This window comes from Streptomyces sp. NPDC014870 (assembly GCF_043081505.1).
GTDB lineage: Bacteria > Actinomycetota > Actinomycetes > Streptomycetales > Streptomycetaceae > Streptomyces.
On record NZ_JBIBWQ010000002.1, the window covers coordinates 627,515 to 647,443 of the forward strand.

Consider the following 19,929-nt stretch of genomic DNA (forward strand, 5'->3'; position numbering starts at 1 on the left):
GGGAGGAAGCCATGTCCACGCAGGCCGCGACCACCGCCGCCCGCCGTAGCAAGATCACCCCCGAGCGGGAGACCGAGCTGTACGAGGCCGTGCTCTGCCTGCTCCGCGAGGGCGGCTACGACGCGGTGACCATGGAGGGCGTCGCGGCCCGCACCAAGTGCGGCAAGGCGACGCTCTACCGCCAGTGGGGGACCAAGCCCAAGCTCGTCACCGCCGCCCTCGCCAAGCAGCGCTGCACGTTCTTCGCGGGCATCGACACCGGCACCCTCGCGGGCGACCTCCGCGAGGCCGCGCACGCCGCCGCGACCCGCCGCGACCGGGACGCCGAGCTGATGGAGGCCGTGAGCCAGGCCTACGTCCAGTACCCCGACCTGCGCGCCGCGCTCCGTGAGACCGTCATCAGCCCCGAGATCGCGGCGCTCGACGAGATCCTCCGCCGTGCCGTCGAGCGCGGCGAGATCGACGCCGACAACCCGGCCGTCGGCTTCGTCGCGCCCTGCTTCCTCGGCATGCTCCGCATCGAGCGGCTCTTCGAGGAGCGGTTCGCGGACGCCTCGACCATGCGTGTCTTCGTGGACTCCGTCCTGCTCCCCGCGCTCATGCCGACGGGCCGCGCCGCCGAGAGGTGAGCGCCCCGCCCGTCAGGCACCCTGGACCCATGCCTTCCTCCGCGCCCGACGTACGCGTCCGACGGATCTACGAACCCCCGTCCCCCGACGACGGCGTCCGGGTCCTCGTCGACCGCCTGTGGCCGCGCGGACTGGCCAAGACCGACGCCCGGGTCGACGAGTGGCCCAAGGCGCTCACCCCCTCCACCGAACTGCGCCGCTGGTACCACGCCGCCCAGGACGAGGGCGCGTACGAGGAGTTCTGCCGGCGGTACGAGGACGAGCTGGCCGAACCGGCCGCCGCCGAGGCCCTGGACCGGCTGCGCGGCCTCGCCGCCCAGGGCCGCGTCACGCTCCTCACCGCCGCCAAGGACCCGTCCGTCAGCCATACCTCCGTCCTCGAACGCGCTCTGACCGCCACCTGACCGTAGCCACGCGCACCCGCCGCCGGTCACCATGAGGACGGGCGACCGGCCGTTCGTCCACCCGCCACACACCACCCGCCCGCTCCACCGACGGCCCGCCCGAGTTCCGCACCTTCCCCCACGGAGCCGCCGCGTGGACCCGAAGACGTCCGTACCCCACGAGCTGCTCGACGCGCTCCAGCGCGACCCCTACCCCCTCTACGCCCGGGCGCGACAGACCGAAGGGCTGACCTTCGTACCCGAACTCGACGCCTGGCTGGTCGCCCGGGACGCCGACGTCCGCGAGGTGCTGCTGCGGCCGGAGGACTTCTCCTCGGCCCAGTCCCTGCGGCCCGACGTCCTGCCCTCACCGGCCGCCTTCGGGGTCCTCGCCCGCGGCTTCGCCGCGCGGCCCACCGTCGTCTCCACCGACGGCGCCGCCCACCGCCGACACCGCGCCCCGATCAACCGCGGCCTCTCCGCCGCACGGGTCGCGGCCCTCACGCCGTACGCCGCCGAGGTCGCGACCGCCCTCGTCGACGGCTTCGCCGCCGACGGCCGCACCGAACTCATGGCGTCCTACGCGGGCCGGCTGCCCGGCGCCGTCGTCGGCCGGCTCATCGGCTTCGCGCCCGAGGACGTGCCCACCGCCGTCCACGGCGGCCACCGCGCCGAGCAACTCCTCTTCCGCCCGCTGCCGGAGGACGAGCAACTCGCCGCCGCCGAGGACGTGGTCGCGCTCCAGCACCTCCTCGACCGTTACGCCCGCGCCCGGCACGCCCACCCGCGCGACGACCTCTGCTCGCTGATGGTCGCCTCCGTGGCGACGGACGGGAGCCCCGAACTCACCGCGGACCAGCGCGCCGAACTGGTCGCCAACCTGCAGAACTTCCTCATCGCGGGCCACCTCACCACCACCGCGCTGATCGGCACGACCCTGCTCCACCTCCTCCGCCACCGCGACCAGTGGGAGCTGCTCCGCTCCCAGCCCGACCTCATACCCGGCGCGGTGGAGGAGGCGATCCGCTACGACACCGCCGTCCAGGGATTCCGCCGCACCACGACCAGGCCCGTCGTCCTCGCCGGTACCGAACTCCCCACAGGCGCAACGGTCTTCGTCGCCTACGGCTCCGCCAATCGCGACGTGGCGCGCCACCCGGACGCCGACACCTTCGACATCACGCGGCCGGCCAGCCCCACCCGCCACGTCGGCTTCGGTCATGGCGCCCACGGCTGCCCCGGGTCGCAACTCGCCCGCGCCCAACTCCGCGTCACCCTGGAGCTGTTCACCCGCCGCTTCCCCGGCCTACGGCTCGCCGAGGACAAGGAGGTCGTGATGCGGCCGACCCTGATCCACCGCTCGCCCCTGGAACTCCCCCTGGTGTGGTGACGGACGTCAGGAGTTGAGCAGCCGCGGCGCCTCGGCGGCGGCGTCCGTCACCTCGCCGGCGCGCTCGGCCAACGCGTGCGCCCAGCGGACGAGTCCGCCGACGTCGATCCCGTACGGATCGTCCTGCCCCGAGATGCGCGCGGCACCGCGCAGCAGCAGGCGCGCGCCACCCTGCGCGTTGCCGCGGGCGGCGTGCGTGAGCCCCACCGCCAGCTGGGCGAGCCCCTGCCACAGGTCCCGTTCCGCCGCGGGGCCGCTCTTCCAGGCGTCCTCGAAGACCTCGTGGGCGTGGAACGGCATGCCCGCGTCGAGCAGCGCCTGCGCCTCCCGCACGGTCTCGGCCGGTGTCCGTACGACCCCCTCGGGCTGCCGCGGCACCCCCTCGGCCCCGTACGGCAACGGCCGCCCCAACCCGTCCCGGGGCCGCCCACTGCGCGCCCGCCCCTCGTCGTCCCGGTCCCTCGCCGTCCTGTCCACCGGCCCATTCTCCCCCCGACCCACCCTGCCTGCGCGAATGCCCCCGGCGCGTTCCCGGGGGTGCGTCCTGCGACCACGCGGAGTGAGGTAATGTTCTCTTGCACGCCGCCACCGGGGATCACCTCGGCGGCACGGGCACCGGGACGTGGCGCAGCTTGGTAGCGCACTTGACTGGGGGTCAAGGGGTCGCAGGTTCAAATCCTGTCGTCCCGACTCGAAAGAGTCGCACATCAGGGGCCGTTTCAGAGAAATCTGAAACGGCCCCTGATCGTTTTTGGTTCCTGCAGGGCGAGGCGTGACGAGGCGCGCCTCGGTCGCTGTCTGGGACACCTTCGGATCGGGACCGAAGACCCTGTTCCTCCTTCCGAAAGACAGGGTTTGCGCCATTCCGTGCCAGTTAGGGTCTAAGCATGACCGAACCTCGCATTCTCGACCTCGACCGTGACCAGCTCGCCGCCCTGCGTGGACGGGCGCTGACCCGGGCCGTGGCCGCCGCCGAGGGGCGGACCATGGTCGCCGAGGTCTTCGCCGAGCGGGCCGCGCTCTCTCCGTACCCCGACGGCCGGGGCGTGCACAACGCCGAGCTGGTCGCCGCCTTCGGAGCAGACATCGTCGTACTGAACCTGATCGAGCGCGCGTGGGACGGCGAACGGCTGCGGCTGCCCGGACTGGGTGAGTTCGCCTCCTTCACCGAGCTGGCACAGGTGATCGGCCGGCCGATCGGTGTGAACCTGGAGCCGGGCGACGTGCCGGAGATCCGCCGCGCGAAGCCCGAGTACGCCAAGCGGTTGGTCGGCATGGGCGCGGCGCTGCTGTGCGTGACCGCGAACCCGGGTACGGGCGGCTCGTACGAGGCCATGGCACGGGTGACCGAGGAGCTGCGTGTCGGGCTCGGGGACGACGCGGCGATCTGGTCGGGGAAGATGCACCATGCCGGGTACCCCGAGCGGGTGACCACCGGGCGGCTGACCGCGCTGGTCGAGGCGGGGGCCGACGGGGTGGTGATGCCGCTGCCCGGCACGCTGCCAGGCGTGACCCGGGAGCTGGCGGCCGAGGCGGTCGCGGCGGTGCAGGACGCCGGGGCGGTCGTGATGGGCGCGATCGGCACCAGCCAGGAGGGTGCGCACACGGACGTGGTGCCGCAGCTGGCCCTCAACGCCAAGGAGGCCGGATTCGACGCCCACCACTTCGGCGACTCGTACATCCCCGGGATGTGCGACCCGGAGGTGATGTACGCCTACTCGGTCGCGATCCGCGGACGGCGCCACACATGGAACCGCATGGCCCTGTCCGGCCGACACACCCGGACGCCCCCGCCCGCCCCGGCGGCCCAGTCCTGGTAGCCGAAGACCAGGAGGTCCGCCCCGGCGCGCTGTGCGACTCGTCGGCCTCGGGGCCCTGCCGGGCCGACCGGGCAGGAGTGCTCAGCGGCCCAGACCGTGTCGGACGAACTCCGGGGGGACCGGACCGACCTCGATGCTGTTCTCGTCCAGACCGTTGGCGATCCGCAGGGACCCGCCGGCGAAGACGAATTCCACCGCCACCGTTCCGGCCGCCATGTCACGCTCTTCCGGCCGCCATTCGAGAAGCGCGACCTCACGTACTTGCCGGCCGACGAGCGGTTCGAGGCGTTCATCGCAGTGAGACCACAGCGGCGTGAGTTCCGACCACTCCCACCCGGTGATGGTCCCCGCGGTGTCGATCGTGTCCCAGCCGATCGAGAGCTCGTCGAACTTCCAGTGACAGAACTCCACTTGGACACCGGCGAAGTCCAGCACCACCGGACAGTCGGCGAACCATTCTCCGTCTGCGGCAAACCGCACCAGCGCAAACCCCGTGAGCCGCCTACCGGCGAGCGTCGCCAACCGCGATCCGTGCGCCCGTCTCATCGCGTCGACCCCTCTCAGGAAGGACGGCTCGAAACCAGATATCCCCATGTTCACAGCACAGGAGTCTCCCGGCAGCCCGTCCCGGCAGGGGCGAGAATCGGAGCACTGACCGTCGATGACGAGGGGGAGTCGGCTTTGCGGCACACACTGAACCTGTGGCGTCACGAACTCGGAGAGGTGCCCGAGTCGGTGTGGCAGCGGACCGAACTCGATGTGCTGATCCTCGCGGACAACGGGCTCGCGGCGCTCGCGCCGGGCATCGGGCGGCTTCAACGGCTGAAGACCCTGGACCTGGGCCACAACGCGCTGACGTCGGTGCCTGAGGAAATCGGCCGTCTGGCCGAACTCCGCGAGTGCCTCTACCTGCACGACAATCAGCTGTCCCGGATCCCCGAATCTCTGGGGAACCTGACGCGCCTGCGCTATCTCAACATCGGTGAGAACCTCCTCACCAACCTGCCCGAGACCCTCTGTGGGATGAGCGGACTCGTCGAGTTGAGGGCGCAGCACAACCGGCTCAACAGCCTGCCCGACGCCATCGGCCGGCTCACGCGCCTGCGTGAGCTGTGGCTCCGGGGGAACAGGATCGCGCGCCTGCCGTCGTCAGTGGCCGAGCTGCACGAACTGCGGCACCTCGACCTGCGTGAGAACTCCCTCGCCGACGTGCCGGAGCCACTTGCCGGGCTTCCGCGACTGCGTCAGATCGACCTGAGGGGTAATCACATCAGCCGGCTGCCCGACTGGCTCGGACTGATGCCCTCGCTGGAGAAGCTGGATCTGCGGTGGAACGAGGTCGATCCCTGCCTGCCGCTCCTCGGTGAGCTGGAGGGGCGGGGATGCGTCGTCCTGGCGTGACGGCTGACACCGGCGCGGCACCCGGCCGGTCTTCTGTGCGGGGCGGTCCCGTCGGGCACACTGGCCGTGTGCGCATCGTGATGATGACGGCGGGGTCGCGGGGCGATGTCGCGCCGTACACGGGTCTGGGGGCAGGTCTCGTACGGGCCGGGCATGAGGTGACGCTGGCCACGCACGCGATGTTCGAGCCGCTGGTGGCCGGGTCGGGGGTGCGGTTTCATCCGCTGCCGGTCGATCCCCTGGCCGAGCTGCGCTCCGCGCGCGGTAGGCGGCTGCATGACGCGCGGACCGGTGCGGGGAAGCTCGTACGGCTTGCGTCCATGGCCAGGGGAGCCGCCGACGAGATGACGGCGGCGCTCGTGGAGGTGGCGCGTGAGGGCGAGGTGCTGCTGGTCGGCGGGTCGCTGGGGCCGCTCGGGTACGCCATCGCCGAGGGCCTCTCCGTGCCCGCCCTGGGCCTGCACCTCCAGCCGCTGCATCCGACCCGGGAGTTCCCCGCCCCGGTCCTCGGGACGCGATCTCTGGGCACCGTGGGCAACCGGGCGAGTGGACGGGCCGTCATGACGACGGTGGAGCTGCTGTTCGCCGACGCCGTACGGTCACTGCGGCGGCGGCACGGCCTCGTGGCGGCGGGCCGGTCCCGGGGGCGGCGGGCGGCGACGGTGTTGCACGGCTACAGCGAGCTCGTCGTCCCCCGGCCCGTGGACTGGCCCGCGGGGCTCGACGTGGCCGGGTACTGGTGGCCGTACGAGACCGGGCGGTTGCCCCGTGACGTGGAGGAGTTCCTCGCCGCCGGAGCCCCGCCGGTCTTCGTCGGTCTCGGCAGCGCCACCGTTCCCGATCCCGAGCGGGTGAGCCGCGAGATCGTCACCGCGCTGCGCGCGGCCGGCTTGCGGGGGATCGTCCAGCGGGGCTGGGCGGGTCTCGACGCAGCGGGCGACGACATCCTGACCGTCGACGAGGTGCCGCACGCCCCGCTGTTCCCCCGGACGGCCGCCGTCGTCCACCACGCGGGAGCGGGCACGACGGGCGCCGTCCTGCGGGCCGGGGTGCCTTCCGTTCCGGTGCCGGTCCAGTTCGACGCGGCGTTCTGGGCGTCCCGGCTCACCGCCCTGGGTACGGCTCCCGGGGTGCTGCCGCTGCGCCGGCTCACCTCCGGGGCCCTGGCCACGGCCCTGCGCCGGGCGACGGAGGACGGCTCCCATCAGACGCGCGCCCGCGCGCTCGCCGGCCGGCTGGCCGCGGAGGACGGCGTCGCGCCGGTCCTCGCCGCGCTCGCCCGACTGGCGCCCTGACCGTAACGAAGGTCGGAAAAGCCCGGTGGGGCCCGGCCGAGTCGGCAGGGCCCCACCGGGCTGCAAGGCGCGCGTCACGTCAGCCGATGGCGAGCTTGTTCTTCCAGCCCACGCCGTCGCTGTTGCCGACGATCTCGACACCGCTGCCCGCCAGCGCCACTCGGCTGCCCGCGTAGAAGCGGACCGCTCCGTCCACCCGCAGCGTCCAGATGTCGGGGATGGAGTCGCCGTTGGCGTCCGGGGTGCCGTAGAACAACCGGATGTTGCTGCGCCCCCAGCCCGAGGCGCCGTACTGGTCGTCCGTGCCGGTCGCGGAGTTGGCCGCGGAGGCCAGGGACATGATGTCCACGCCGCTGCCGTCGGCGTCCTTCTTGCCGGTGCGGAGCAGCAGGCGGCCCGAGACGTCGGTGCGGTAGACCATGTCGGTCACACCGTCGCCCGTGATGTCCTGGACGGTGACGATGTCGCGCTCGAGCCAGGGCGAACTGGACAGCCGGACGGCCGTCTCGATGCTCGCGCCGTTGTAGCCGACGAGAGCCCACAGCGCGTCCCCGACCTTCAGGAAGAAGTCCGTCTTGCCGTCGCCCGTGGCGTCTCCCGCGGAGACGATCTGGGTGATGGTGTCCGGCGCCGGCGCGTTCGACGGCAGCAGGATCTCCTGCCGCTTGTCGATGTTCACACCGCCGTACCCGTCGCCCGGGTAGACCCACAGCTTGCTCTCGCGGCGCGCGACGAGGTCCTGGAGACCGTCCCCGCCGTAGATGTCGCCGAGGTGGGTGATCAGGGTGTTCTTCCAGTAGCCGGACGGTGCCGAGACGTACTGCGGGAGTCCGTCGTCGCCGTTCGGGTCCTTGGCCGGGTTGCCGCGGTAGGAGCCCGACATGGACCAGTCCAGGTCGCCGGTGCCCTTCAGGAGGTCGGTGGTGGACTCCGACGGGTAGAGCCGCAGGTTGCCGTTGCCGTCCACGACCATCAGGTCGGGCAGCTTGTCACCGGTGAAGTCGCCCGGCTGGTCCGCCTGGTCCCTGGGGGTCACGTAGAAGAGGTACTTCGTCGGCTCCGACGGGTGTCCCGCGTCGTCGACCGCCCGCACGTACAGCACGTTCGGCCCGGCGAGCGGAGGCTTGACGTTGCTCACGGTGGTCGTCGTCGTGACGGGCGCGCCGTTCGTCCTGGCCACCGAGAAGGGGTACGACGCCTGGTTGAAGCCGTACTCGAACTTCACCACGTCCGTCTGGGCCGCCTTGAAGGTGAAGGAGCCGGCCGTGCCGAACTTCACCGTGCTCCACTTGGAGTCCTCGGAGTCGTTCTCGAAGCCGTTGTCCTTGGCGTCGGCGTCCGGGAACTGCGCCGAGGTCGCGGTCGGCGACGACGGCTTGGAGTTGTCGAAGACGAAGCGGCACGGCGTCTTGCTGGGCGAGTACGACGAGGTCGCGCCGAACTTGTCGACGGCCTTGGCCCGCCACGAGTACGTGGTCCCGTTCTTCAGCCCGCTGGTGGAGAAGGGGTCGGTGTGGACCTTCGCCGAGCCGGTCTGGCTGCCGACGGACACCTTGCCCTTGCTGCCGAGCAGGTTGGTGGTGGAGCCGCCGGTCGGCCAGAGCTCGAAGTGGAGCGACTGGAGGTTGCCGTCCTTGTCGGTGCTGTTCGCCCAGAGGGTGATCGAGGACGCGCCCACGTTGAGGTACGGGGACGTGGTGTCGCAGCGCACCTCGTTGGGGTCGAGGACCAGACCCGTCGGGGTCGTCGGCGGGCGGTTGTACGACAGGTCGACGAACGGGTCCTGACCGCCGTTGGCCTGGAACTTCTTCCAGGAGTACTGGGACCCCTCGTCGGACGCCTTGAACCCGACGGTCATCGTCTTCCAGCCGCCGTCGACGGCCTTCTTCGCCGAGGACTTGACGTCGAACGCGACCCATTCGTCAGGGCAGGAGGAGGACTTCCAGCCGTGCGCGAAGCTGCCGCCGCCGATCTTGTTGCCGCTGTTCATCGACGGCGCGTTCTTCCAGTTCGTCTTCGAACTGATCGTGCCGGTCAGATGCACGGTCATGCTGCGCGCGCTGCACGACCACGAGTACGTCTCCAGGGCGCGCAGCTTGGCACTGTGCACCGTGGAACCCTTCAGGTCCGGGTCCCAGTCGATGCTGAAGAACGACCGCGAGGTGCCCCAGGTGTCGGACTCGTAGCCGACGCGGGCCTCGTGCGTGCCGCCCTTGTTGAAGTTCTTTCCGTTGTAGAAGCTCGCGTTCGGGTGCCGGCTGTACGCCGTCGTCCAGTCGTTCGTGTGCTTCTTGACCGAGGGGTCGACGAAGACCGGGTACACCGTCGACGGGTCGTTGAGGAAGTCCTGGTCCGGGGTCATCACCCACTCCGAGCCCTCCAGGTCCGTTCCGACCAGGGTGCCCTTGGAGTCGGGCTGGGGGCCGTTGACCCCGGGCAGCGACAGCGTCGCCGCCGAGCCGGTCTGCGAGGGCTCGGGGGTCGGCTCGGCGGGGACGGGCGGCGCGGACCCCTCGATCTCACCGATCACGGACGGATCGGCGGCCTCGTCGGTGGCCTCCGGAAGCACCTCGTTGAACGTGTCGCCCTGGTCGCCGTCGTTCATGCCGTCCGTCGGCTCGGCCGAGGCGGTCGGCGTCTCCTCGGGCTCACCGGTCGGGACCGGCGACTCGGAGGGGATCACCTCGGAGGCCGTGGGAGAGGCGCTGGTGCCGCCTCCGCCGTCGGTCTGCGTGGGCGTGCCCGAGCTGTCCCACATCAGCGGCGTGGGGGACTCGGCGACGTCCTGGCCTCCGGTGTCGGTGGCGGAGACGACGCCCGTGGCCGGGTCAAGACTGAAGCTGAGGTCGGGCGAGGACAGCCCGTACGCGAGCCGCGCGACGCGCGGGTCGGCCGCGGCCTGACGATTCTTCACCACCAGGAGCTGGGCGAAGCCTCCGTCGTCGGCGGTGAGCACGAGATCGGCGCCGGGCAGGATCTCCGGATAGAGCGCGCGGGGGCCGTCGACGATCGGGGTGGGCACGGCGTCGGGCCAGGTCAGCACGATGTCGTGGCCGTTCACCGTGAGGGTGGCGAGCACGTTGCCCGAGGCGGCGGCCGCCATGGGGGCGCCGGCCGGCGTGCCCGGCAGCAGCGGGACGCGCTGCGCACCGGCCCGCGAGGCGCGGTCGCCCGCCTGGCCCTGCCCGCCCTTGCCCTTCGAACCGGCCGAGAAGAGGACGCCCACGTTGGTGGCCTTGGTCGCCCAGCCGCCGTCGACCCGCTTCAGATCGGTGTCGATGGCCTTCCAGACCCCGTCGACCTGCGCGCGGATCGGGCTGGCGTGGATCCGCCGCTGCATCAGACCGTCCGGCCTGGCCCACGTGGTCGAGTACGCCGTGCGCATCGCGGTGGCCTCGACGGCCTTGCCGGTCTTCCGGGCCAGCGCGCCGGCGTCGGACTCGCTCAGGGGAGCGCCGGCCCTGGTGCGCGGGGCCGCGTCCGTACGGCGGTCCTCGGGACCGCTGTCGAGTCCGACGTACGTGAGGCCCGAGGCCACCACGACGGCGGCCGCCACGGCCGCGACCGGTCGACGCCCGGGCACGCGGCGCCATCTGCTCGTCATGAGCGAGGTTCCTTCCCCCTCGAGAACCGGCGTACGGCAGACGGCCGACCGGGCTCCTGTGGCTGGTCACGCGGGCGCGGCGGAACACGCCCCGGCGTGACGGATGCCTGCAGATCATGGCTTACGGGGGATCAGCCGTCACGCGACGGTCACAGGATCTCCGCACGGAGCCGGACGTCTTTCGTCAGGCCCGGTCGGCCGCGCGAGCGGACCTGAGCAGTACGGGGCGACAGACGAGACGGAATTCCCGCTCGATATCCGGACGAAAATCCCTCGAATTTGCTGCAGTTGATTCCGCTTGGTCCGCTGAGGCGGGAATCACCGTTTTACCTCGTCCGACTGGGGATTGTGGAGCCACTGAACTGGTTCGAGTGATGCTGTTCCCATTCGACCGAAGTATGGCTGTGATCATCACCACGTGATCACTTTCCGCCTGGTCTTTATCCGCACCTCACACACAGAATTGCCGCGTTCACTGGCCTCACCTGCGGTCCGCCCAGGCGCCGCTTCATGTCGTCCGGGGGGACCCCACCCGTGCCTGCCTTCTTGTCCGCGCGCCGAAAGCGCCTGCGTACCGCAGTGGTTCCGGCCGTAGGTGCCGCTCTGCTGCTGACGCTCCTGCCGACCCAGGCCGCCGCCCTGCCGCCGGACCCGTCCAAGGACGAAGTGCCCCGCGAGGAACTCGTCCTGGAGAACCTCCCCGAGGAGAAGCAGGTCGACGGGGCGACCCGTAACGCGGGCCTCGACACGATCGCGGCCGCGCCGCCCGCCGACCAGGAGGAGGCTCCGGCCGGCACCGCGACCCCGCCGGCCGGCGGCACGGCCGCCGTCACCTTCGGCGACCCGGCCCCGCAGCAGGCCTCCGCCGCCTCCGGCGAAGGCGCCGTGCGGCAGGCAGCGTTCACCACCGGCACCGGCGCCGGTGCCACCGCCTCTATCGCCGGCGTCACCCAGGCCGAGCTCGAGCCGGTCGGCACGCTGCCCGTGAAGCTCGGCCAGGCGCCCGGCGCCGCGACGCCCACCGGCACGTGGGAGGTCGGCGTCTACCCGCGCACCGCGCCCGAGGCCGACAGCGTCGACGGCGCGGTCGTCACCGTGACCGCCCCCGCCACGGGCTCCGTCCCGGTCTCCGTACAGCTCGACTACAAGGCGTACCAGAACCTCTACGGCGCCGACTGGGCCTCCCGCCTCACCTTCGTCCAGTTCCCCGAGTGCTACCTCACCACCCCGGACGTCGAGGAGTGCCGTACCTACGACGAACTGGAGACGGTCAACGACACCAAAACCAGGACCATCACGGCGACGGTCGACACCGCGGCCGACGGCACCGTCACCCCGGCCGTCGCCCCGCGTGCGGTGACCCCGCCGTCCGGCGTCTTCCAGGCCTCCTACGTCCGCTCCACCGGAATGCAGCAGGTCGCCGCGAGCGGCGACCGGGCCGTCGTCGGCGCCGTCGACTCCGGCATGGGCGAGGGCGGCTCCTTCCGGGCCACCCCCCTGATCTCCAACGGCAAGTGGGAGGCCGGGACCTCCTCCGGCGCGTTCACCTGGTCGTACCCCGTCGCGGTGCCGTCGGCGCCGGCCGGCCCTTCGCCGGAGATCTCCTTCGACTACAACTCCCAGGCGGTGGACGGCAGGACCGCCACCTCCTCCCCGCAGGCCTCCTGGATCGGCGAGGGCTGGGACTACGACCCCGGACACATCGAGCGCCGCTACCGCACCTGCAAGGACGACCGCGAGGCGACCTCGGCCGGCGAGCCGAACAACACGGCGAAGAAGGCCAAGACCTCCGACCTGTGCTGGGTCTCGTACAACGCCGTCATGTCCCACCAGGGCCGCACGCTCGAACTGGTCCGTGAGGGGACCAGCAACATCTACCGCCCGCAGCACGACGACGGCACCCGCGTCGAGCTGAAGACCGGCGGCACCAACGGTGACAACAACGGCGAGTACTGGGTCGTCACCACCACCGACGGCACCCGGTACTACTACGGCCTGAACAAGATCGGTGACGGTCACGCCGACACCCAGTCGGTCTTCACCGTCCCCGTCTTCGGCAACCACCCCGGTGAGCCGTGCCACGCCGAGACCTTCGCGGCCTCCCGCTGCAACGACGACGCCACCAAGCAGCAGGCCTGGCACTGGGGCCTGGACAAGGTGGTCGACGTCCACGGCAACGTGATGATCGTCAACTGGCACAAGTCGACGAACTACTACGCCGTCAACAAGAAGTTCAAGACCCCGGAGAAGTACGACCGCGGCGGCCTCCCGGACTCCATCGAGTACGGCCTGCGCGAAGGCGCGCTGGGCGCCGAACCGGCGGCCAAGATCGACTTCCTGCTGTGGCAGCGGTGCGTGCAGGACGACACGGTCTGCGCCTCCGAGAAGTTCGACGACACCAAGAACCCCGCCTCCTACCGCCCCTGGTGGGACAGCCCCGGCAACCTCAACTGCAAGTCCGGCTCGAAGCTGTGCCCGGGCTTCCCCTCCTTCTGGAACCGGCTGCGGCTCGGCGGCATCACCACCTACGCCCACCGCCCCGGCACGACGGGCCTGGCCAAGGTGGACACCTTCCTGCTCAACCACTCGTTCCCCCGGGACTGGTACGACACCGCGCCGGGCCTGTGGCTGAACTCCGTGACCCGCTACGGCTTCAAACCCGGTGACACCAGCGGCACCCTGCTCTCCACGTCCGGCGTCTCCTTCAAGCCGTACGTCGTCGGCACCGGCACCGCGCACCCGCTGAGCGGCTACCTGAAGGACAAGCAGCTCCCCAACCTCGTCCCCCGCAGCAGCACCGACGCGCGCCCCGGCTTCACCCGCCCGCGCATCGGCACCGTCTCCACCGAGCACGGCGGTGACATCGAGGTCACGTACAAGGGCGGCTGCAAGGTCCAGCCCACCGTCGCGCCCGAGGACAACCGCGGCACCTGCTTCCCGCTGCGCTGGTCCCCGGACGGCGAGCTGGAGAAGCCGGCCCTCGCCTGGTTCAACAAGTACGTCGTGCACACGGTGACCGAGACCGACCGCATCACCGGTGTCTCCGACCGGATCACCCACCGCTACGACTACGCCGACGCGGCCTGGACCAAGAGCGACGACGAATTCACCAAGCCCGCGCTGCGCACCTACAGCGAATGGCGCGGCTACCGGCAGGTCTCCACGGTCAAGGGCAGCAAGAACACCCCCTCCACGGGCAGCCCGCAGACCCAGTCCCGCTCCGTCGTGCGGTACTTCCGCGGCGCGGGCGGCGTGGTCAAGGACTCCAAGGACGCCGTCACCCTCGTGGCGGACGACGCCGCGCAGTACGCGGGCATGCCCGCCGAGACGATCGCGTACGACGGATCCGGCGGCCGGATCGTCAAGCGCACCCTGACGTTCCCCTGGTCCAAGGAGACCGCGTCGCGGACCCGCGACGGCGGCCTGCCGCCGCTCAAGGCCTACCGCGCCGGCGTACAGCGCTCGGACGCGATCCAGACGGTCGGCAGCGGCTGGCAGGCGGTCCGCACCGAGACGGAGGTGGACCCCGACTGGGGCATCCCCGTCCAGATGCAGACGGCCGTCGTCAAGCCGAACGGCACGGGCGAGACGCTCAGCGACTACAACTGCACCACGACCACGCTGCTCCACAACACCACGGCGCACATCATCGGTGCTCCCTCGTCGACCCGTAAGACGGCGACCTCGTGCGCGAGCCAGGCGTCCGCCGACCCGGCGACGCAGCTGATCAGCTCGGTCCGCATCTCGTACGACGACCAGGCATGGGGAGCTCCCCCCGCCAAGGGGCTCGTCACCTCCAGCGCCGAGATCGACGGCGCCGGCACCTCGCACTCCGTCGTCACCACGACGACGTACGACCCGCTGGGCCGGACCCGCAAGGTGACCGAGCCGGAGGTGGGCACGACCGAGACCCAGTACACCCCCGGCGACACCGGCGGCGCGGTCACGAGCGTCAAGGTCATCAACCCCAAGGGGCACGCGACCGTCCGCACCTTCGACCCCGGCCGCGGCTCCGAGCTCACCGTCACCGACCCCAACGGCAAGGTCGTCCGGAGCGAGTACGACGCCTTCGGGCGGCTCGTCAAGGGCTGGTCGACGGGCCGCTCCTCCGGCACGCAGACGCCGGACGTCATCATCGGCTACCAGATGGCCGACACCTCCCCGACGGTGACCAGGCCGACGGCCGTGACCACCCAGAGCATCAAGGACGACGGCACCTACGCCAAGCAGGTCACCGTCTACGACGGCCTGATGCGCGCCGTCCAGACCCAGCGCGAGGCCCATGGCCCCGGCCGGATCATCGTCGACACGCGCTACAACGACCACGGCCTGGTCGGCGAGCAGACCGGTGCGTACGTGGCGAAGGGAGAGCCGGAGGCCGCCCAGTTCAAGCGGGTGTCCGACGCGCTCGTCCCCAGCCTGGTCCGCACGCGCTACGACGGTCTGGAGCGGCCGGTCCGGGCGACGACCTACCACGGCGGCGACACCGCGTACTGGTCGACGACCACCTACGGCGACACCAACACCTACAGCCGGCCCGCCGGCGGCGCCATGCCGGCCACCAACACCTGGACCGACGCCCGCGGCCGGATCACCCTGATCCAGCACTACACGAACACCGCCACCAGCCGCTGGCGCGACACCCGTTACAGCTACGACGCCCGCGGCAACCGCACCAAGGTCACCGACCCGGCGGGCAACGCCTGGACCTACACCCATGACGCCCGCGGCCGGATCACCTCCGCCACGGACCCCGACACCGGGGACATCTCCTACGGCTACGACAAGGCGGACCGCCAGACCAGCGCCACCGACCTCCGGGGCGCGATCCACACCTCCTACGACCAGCTGGGCCGCATCGTCGCCGTCCGCGAGGGCACGACGAGCTCGGCGCCCGTCAAGGAGTACACCTACGACGACGTCACCGGCGGCATCGGCCAGCGGACCTCCTCGATCCGTCACGACGCGAGCGGCGACTACATCACCCGTGTCACCGGATTCGACGCGCGCTACCAGCCCACCGGCCGTCAGGTCGTGATCCCCGCCAACGCCATGACCACCGGCGTCTCGGGCACGTACGGCTACGCCTACAGCTACACCCCGACGGGCAAGCCGCTCTCGGTGACCCTGCCGGCCGCGGGCGGCCTCGCCACCGAGAAGGTCATCACCCGCTACAACAGCGACGGCTTCGCCGAGTCGACCTCAGGGCACACCTGGTACACCTCGGACATCACCTACTCGCCGTACGGGGAGCCACTGCGCACGGTCACCGGACCGCAGCCCTACCGCGTGTGGACGACCAACTTCGTCGACCAGCACACCGGGCGCCTTCAGCGCACGGTCGCCGACCGGGAGACCGCGAACTCCCACCGGATCTCCGACAGCACCTACGCGTACGACATCGCGGGCAACATCACCGGCTTCGCCCGCAGGCTGACCGACGGCACGGTCACGACGCGGGACACCCAGTGCTTCACCTATGACGCGATGGGCGAACTCACCCAGGCGTGGACGTCCAACCTCACGCCGCAGGGCGACGGCACCGGCTGCAAGGCGGCGAACGGCGCCACCTGGGGACCGCGCACGGACGGCTGGCCCTCCACCGGTCCGGTGGCCGAGGCACCCGACCAGGTGACCGACGGCGAGAGCCCCGACAGCGTGCTGACGGCCTCGCTGGCCGCCGGAGCCCCGGCCACCGGGACCCTCGACACCAGCGCCACCTCCTACTGGCAGTCCTTCCGGTTCGACCTGCTCGGCAACCGCGCCTCGCTGGTCGAGCACGACACCAAGGACGCCACCAAGGACGTGACGTTCACCTACGGGTACGGCAAGCTCGTCACGGGCAACGGCACCTCGCCCACGTACACCGCCCAGCCCCACACCCTGTCCTGGGTGTCGACGGCTCCGGCCGGCGGCGGCAGCGCGTACGTCAACGACGCCTACGGCAACACCACCAAGCGCGACCTCGCCACCACCACGCAGGATCTGACGTGGACGCGCGAGAACAAGCTCGCGACGCTCACCGAGGGCGGCGTCACGACGAAGTACGTCTACGACGCCGACGGCAACCGCATCCTGGAGAACACCCCTTCCGGGAGCGTGCTGAACCTGGACGGCACGGAACTGACCACCGCCGCCGGGAAGATCACCCGCGCGACGCGGGGCTACGCCCAGCAGGGCGCGCCCACGGTCGTCCGGTCCACGGTGAACGGCGCCACCTCCGGCCACAAGCTGACCGTGCTGCTCTCCGACCACCTCGGCACCGCCACCACGGCGGTCGAGCAGACCACCAACCAGCCCGTCACCCGCAGGGCCTTCAAGCCCTACGGCGAGGTGCGCGGACCGAAGCCGGCCTGGGTCGACCGCCGGTCGTACCTCGGCGTCGGCATCGACAGCCCGAGCGGCCTGACCCACATCGGGGCCCGTGAGTACGACGCTTCCACCGGCCGCTTCATCTCCGCCGACCCCGTGGTGGACCTGTCCGACCCGCTCCAGATGAACGGGTACGCGTACAGCAACAACAGCCCCATCACCAACAGCGACCCGACCGGTCTGTTCTTCTTCGGCCTCTTCACGCAGGTCAAGAAGATGTTCATGCAGCTCACCGGCATCGGCCTGCACGCCAACCCGGGACTGAAGAAGCCGGTCGCCAAGCCCCCGGTGGTGAAGCACACGAACTTCCAGAACATCCTGAACGCCATCTACCTCCGCAATGTCAGGCCCGGTGCGAAGGTCACCGGCGACGGCAAGGTGGGCACGGCGTTCATCCATGAGCTGAACTACGGCAAGCCCGTCAACGGCAGCTGGCACGTCCCCAAGGTCCCTGACCTGATGACCCGTCTCTCCGGCCTCCTGGAGGAGGACCGCAAGGCGCGCTTGGACGGCGGCAAGGGTGTGCTCACCGATTCCGAGCTCAAGCTCGCCAGGGCCGAGGCGAAGGAACTCTGGCACGCCATGAACCTCAGGGACATCGACGGCAGGATGACGGCGTACGCGAAGGCGAACCCGGCGATCGAGAAGAACCTCATCGCCAGCCGCAAGACCGCCCTGAACGCCGAGGCCATGTCGGACATCACCGGCCAGAAGTTCGAGGTCCATCCCAAGGACCGCTCTCCCAACCCGAAGCCGAGGGCGACGGGCAACCCGAGCAGGCTGGGCGGCTTCCTCAAGTCGTTCGGCATCGCCGGCGGCGTGCTGACCGGCGTGGGCGGGGCGGCCGGGAACATCAAGGAACACGGAGTGAAGGACGGCCTGTGGGAGACCGTCGAGGATATCTTCGACCCCCTCGGGATGGCGGACGAGCTCAACGCCGATCCGTGTGCCAACCCGGCCGCCTGTATCGCGTAAGGAAACCGAGCACGTGGTGAACGAACCGATCGCATCGCGCACGTTTCTCGGGGAGTTGCTGGCCGCCTTCCCCGAGATGCGTGAGCCGGTCGCGGAGAAGGTCCGCGCGGCCGTCGAGCTGACCGGAGACCCGGAGGACGGGGACACGGTCAGGACGGATGTGTACGGCAGGCTCTGGGACCTGTTCAACGACGTCCTGCTGCCGGCGCTGGCGGCCGAGCCCGGTCCCGAGAGGTCCGAGGTGCTGCGGCGTACCTTCTCCTTCCTGGAGCGGGTCGCCTCCTCACCCGAGCCCCTCGTCCGGGAGTTCCTCGGCGGCCTGACCGGCGACTACCTGATCGGCGACGACGGCCCGCTCGCGTACGCCCACGCGGGCCCGGAGGTCCGCGCCGTGATGGTCCGCGCCTGCGAGGACTGGGGCCTGCCGGTCCCGGCGGACTGGACGGCTTCGTAGAGCCGGCGCACGGCCACAGGGGCCCGCACCTCATGGAGGTGCGGGCCCTTTGCCGTCAGCCTCGCAGGCACCAGTCGACGAACCCGGTGACGCTGGCGTCCACACCGGCCTCCTCGTCGGCCACGGCGGCCGTGCGGAAGAAGCGGACCTCGCGGAAGTGCAGGTCCATGGCCCGGACGAGGGTGTGCAGGCCGAGGGCCTCGCAGAGCCAGGCCCGGGTGGCGTCGCTGTCCTCGCGGCGGGCAGGCGCCAGGCCGTGCTCGGTGAGCAGGTCCGTCTTGCTCACGGCGACCGCCAGCCGGGAACGGTCCAGCGGCGCGCCCATCGCGGCCACCGCCTGGACCGAGCGGGCGAAGACCTCCTCAGGGTCGACCGTGGAGCCGAGGGTGCGGTCCAGGAGCGGGCCGGGAGCAGGTTCCATCGTGGTCCAGAACGCCTTGACCGCCATCGGGTCCAGGACGAAGACGAAGGTGCGCGCCGCTCGTGCGTACCGCAGCGCGTCCGTGTCCTCGCGATCGACGAACCTCTCGCCTGCCGTGTCGAAGAGATGAACGAGTCGCTGGGAGCGGCCTCGGCCCAGGACGAAGGAGTGGGCCCGGGGCAGGGCCCGCTGCGTGGCACGGGTGTGGCCCCGCATGCGCAGCACCTCGCGGAGCACCTGGTAGTGGGCGTCCGACTCCTCGTCGGCGAGGCTCAGCGTCGGACCGCCGTGCGCCGCCGCGTGCTCCAGGGACAGCAGCATGGCCGCCATCAGCTGGGTCTTGCCCGCCGCCTGCCCGCCGATGAGGGGTATCACCACCTCGGGCATGTGGCCGGCGTCGGTGTTCATCGGCCTGCCGCAGTGCGGGTGGACACAGTAGGCTTGCAGCCGCGCGTTCCGGCTCATCAGCATCAGCAGCGTCGGCATGCGGCCTCCGCACTCGCAGCGGCGCCGGAAGACGCCGTACCGTCCCGGGCGGATGTCCATGTGCCGACGGCGGCAGGTGGCGCCGGGGCAGTCGTACGCCGGGTAGGGCACGCGCTCGAAGCAGTGGGGGCAGAGCATTCCGGAGCGAAGCCGTCTCATCGCGAGGAACGTCCGGTCGACCGTCCGCAGGGCCCCGGCCACGAGCCGGGCCCCGGCCGAGAGCAGCGTCAGGACGGCGGCGTGCAGCAGCAGGAGCAGACCGATCAGCGGCGGCGCGAGCACGGTGCCCACACTCAGCCCCACGTAGAGCGCCACACCGTACGGCACGGTCACCGCGCGGGAGCGCGCCGGAGCGACGAACTGCCGTGACGTCACGGCACGGAACGCGTCGCCGACGGTGGTGGCGTACGACCGCCGCGCCAGTGTGAGGAGTTGGCGCAGGTCGCGGAAGGCGGGCCCGTAGAAGTAGTTGCGGTAGGCCTTCACCTCCTCGTCCTGCGGACGGTAGGGCGGCAGCGTCCGGAACTCGGGGGTGCGCCGGTGGAGGACTCCGACCACCGTGTTTCCGTACCGGACGAGCAGCTGCACCACGAGGGCGAGGCCCCGGAGGGCGGCGATGAGCGGGACGAAGGGGAGGAAGGCGCAGAGTGCGACGAGGTAGACGGCGGGAACGAGGACGAACGTCACGATCTCAGCCAT

Annotated in this window: 12 protein-coding genes and 1 tRNA gene; 9 read left to right on the forward strand and 4 right to left on the reverse strand. The window is 71.0% G+C overall.

Annotation, left to right across the window (positions count from 1 at the left end; translation table 11 throughout):
• The first annotated feature begins 11 nt into the window (after positions 1–11).
• The 3 genes from ACF09C_RS07445 (at position 12) to ACF09C_RS07455 (ending at position 2,402) form a co-directional block, all read left to right on the forward strand.
• Positions 12–629, forward strand: a complete 618-nt coding sequence (locus ACF09C_RS07445; RefSeq protein ID WP_392089749.1) for a TetR/AcrR family transcriptional regulator — start codon at positions 12–14, stop codon at positions 627–629.
• Positions 630–658: 29 nt separating this feature from the next.
• Positions 659–1,033: a DUF488 domain-containing protein gene (locus tag ACF09C_RS07450; RefSeq protein WP_392089752.1), complete on the forward strand. Its 375-nt coding sequence runs from the start codon at positions 659–661 to the stop codon at positions 1,031–1,033.
• A 133-nt stretch (positions 1,034–1,166) separates the two neighbouring features.
• Entirely contained in the window at positions 1,167–2,402 is a 1,236-nt protein-coding gene (locus tag ACF09C_RS07455) for a cytochrome P450 (protein WP_392089754.1), read from the forward strand.
• Positions 2,403–2,408: 6 nt separating this feature from the next.
• On the opposite strand, the gene ACF09C_RS07460 is transcribed toward ACF09C_RS07455, so the two are convergent.
• Positions 2,409–2,879: a DUF309 domain-containing protein gene (locus tag ACF09C_RS07460; protein ID WP_392089756.1), complete on the reverse strand. Its 471-nt coding sequence runs from the start codon at positions 2,877–2,879 to the stop codon at positions 2,409–2,411.
• Positions 2,880–3,018: 139 nt separating this feature from the next.
• Here ACF09C_RS07460 and ACF09C_RS07465 point away from each other — a divergent pair.
• Together ACF09C_RS07465 and ACF09C_RS07470 are read left to right on the forward strand one after the other, a co-directional pair.
• Positions 3,019–3,092 (forward strand) — tRNA-Pro (locus tag ACF09C_RS07465).
• A gap of 197 nt (positions 3,093–3,289) precedes the next feature.
• Positions 3,290–4,222, forward strand: a complete 933-nt coding sequence (locus ACF09C_RS07470; protein WP_392089758.1) for a hypothetical protein — start codon at positions 3,290–3,292, stop codon at positions 4,220–4,222.
• A gap of 81 nt (positions 4,223–4,303) precedes the next feature.
• On the opposite strand, the gene ACF09C_RS07475 is transcribed toward ACF09C_RS07470, so the two are convergent.
• Entirely contained in the window at positions 4,304–4,744 is a 441-nt protein-coding gene (locus tag ACF09C_RS07475) for a hypothetical protein (RefSeq protein ID WP_392089760.1), read from the reverse strand.
• Positions 4,745–4,903: 159 nt separating this feature from the next.
• Between ACF09C_RS07475 and ACF09C_RS07480 the strand changes: the two genes are divergently transcribed.
• On the forward strand, positions 4,904–5,623 hold the full coding sequence (locus ACF09C_RS07480) for a leucine-rich repeat domain-containing protein (protein WP_392089763.1): 720 nt from the start codon (positions 4,904–4,906) through the stop codon (positions 5,621–5,623).
• Positions 5,624–5,706: 83 nt separating this feature from the next.
• Positions 5,707–6,918 (forward strand): glycosyltransferase, encoded by a 1,212-nt coding sequence (locus ACF09C_RS07485; protein WP_392090288.1) that lies wholly within the window; start codon positions 5,707–5,709, stop codon positions 6,916–6,918.
• Positions 6,919–6,997: 79 nt separating this feature from the next.
• On the opposite strand, the gene ACF09C_RS07490 is transcribed toward ACF09C_RS07485, so the two are convergent.
• Positions 6,998–10,522 (reverse strand): DNRLRE domain-containing protein, encoded by a 3,525-nt coding sequence (locus ACF09C_RS07490; RefSeq protein ID WP_392089765.1) that lies wholly within the window; start codon positions 10,520–10,522, stop codon positions 6,998–7,000.
• Between the two features lie 510 nt (positions 10,523–11,032).
• Between ACF09C_RS07490 and ACF09C_RS07495 the strand changes: the two genes are divergently transcribed.
• Entirely contained in the window at positions 11,033–17,869 is a 6,837-nt protein-coding gene (locus ACF09C_RS07495; RefSeq protein ID WP_392089768.1) for an RHS repeat-associated core domain-containing protein, read from the forward strand.
• Positions 17,870–17,882: 13 nt separating this feature from the next.
• Positions 17,883–18,323, forward strand: a complete 441-nt coding sequence (locus ACF09C_RS07500; RefSeq protein WP_392089770.1) for a hypothetical protein — start codon at positions 17,883–17,885, stop codon at positions 18,321–18,323.
• Positions 18,324–18,378: 55 nt separating this feature from the next.
• Here the strand turns inward: ACF09C_RS07500 and ACF09C_RS07505 are convergent, their stop codons facing one another.
• Complete coding sequence (locus tag ACF09C_RS07505; RefSeq protein WP_392089772.1) at positions 18,379–19,929, reverse strand: hypothetical protein; 1,551 nt, start codon at positions 19,927–19,929, stop codon at positions 18,379–18,381.

Excerpts from the sequence above, each read along its gene's own strand:
- ACF09C_RS07505 (WP_392089772.1), bottom strand. The coding sequence starts at position 19,929 with ATGGCTGAGATCGTGACGTTCGTCCTCGTTCCCGCCGTCTACCTCGTC.
- ACF09C_RS07450 (WP_392089752.1), top strand. The coding sequence starts at position 659 with ATGCCTTCCTCCGCGCCCGACGTACGCGTCCGACGGATCTACGAACCC.
- ACF09C_RS07490 (WP_392089765.1), bottom strand. The coding sequence starts at position 10,522 with ATGACGAGCAGATGGCGCCGCGTGCCCGGGCGTCGACCGGTCGCGGCC.
- ACF09C_RS07470 (WP_392089758.1), top strand. The coding sequence starts at position 3,290 with ATGACCGAACCTCGCATTCTCGACCTCGACCGTGACCAGCTCGCCGCC.
- ACF09C_RS07495 (WP_392089768.1), top strand. The coding sequence starts at position 11,033 with ATGTCGTCCGGGGGGACCCCACCCGTGCCTGCCTTCTTGTCCGCGCGC.
- ACF09C_RS07445 (WP_392089749.1), top strand. The coding sequence starts at position 12 with ATGTCCACGCAGGCCGCGACCACCGCCGCCCGCCGTAGCAAGATCACC.
- ACF09C_RS07485 (WP_392090288.1), top strand. The coding sequence starts at position 5,707 with ATGACGGCGGGGTCGCGGGGCGATGTCGCGCCGTACACGGGTCTGGGG.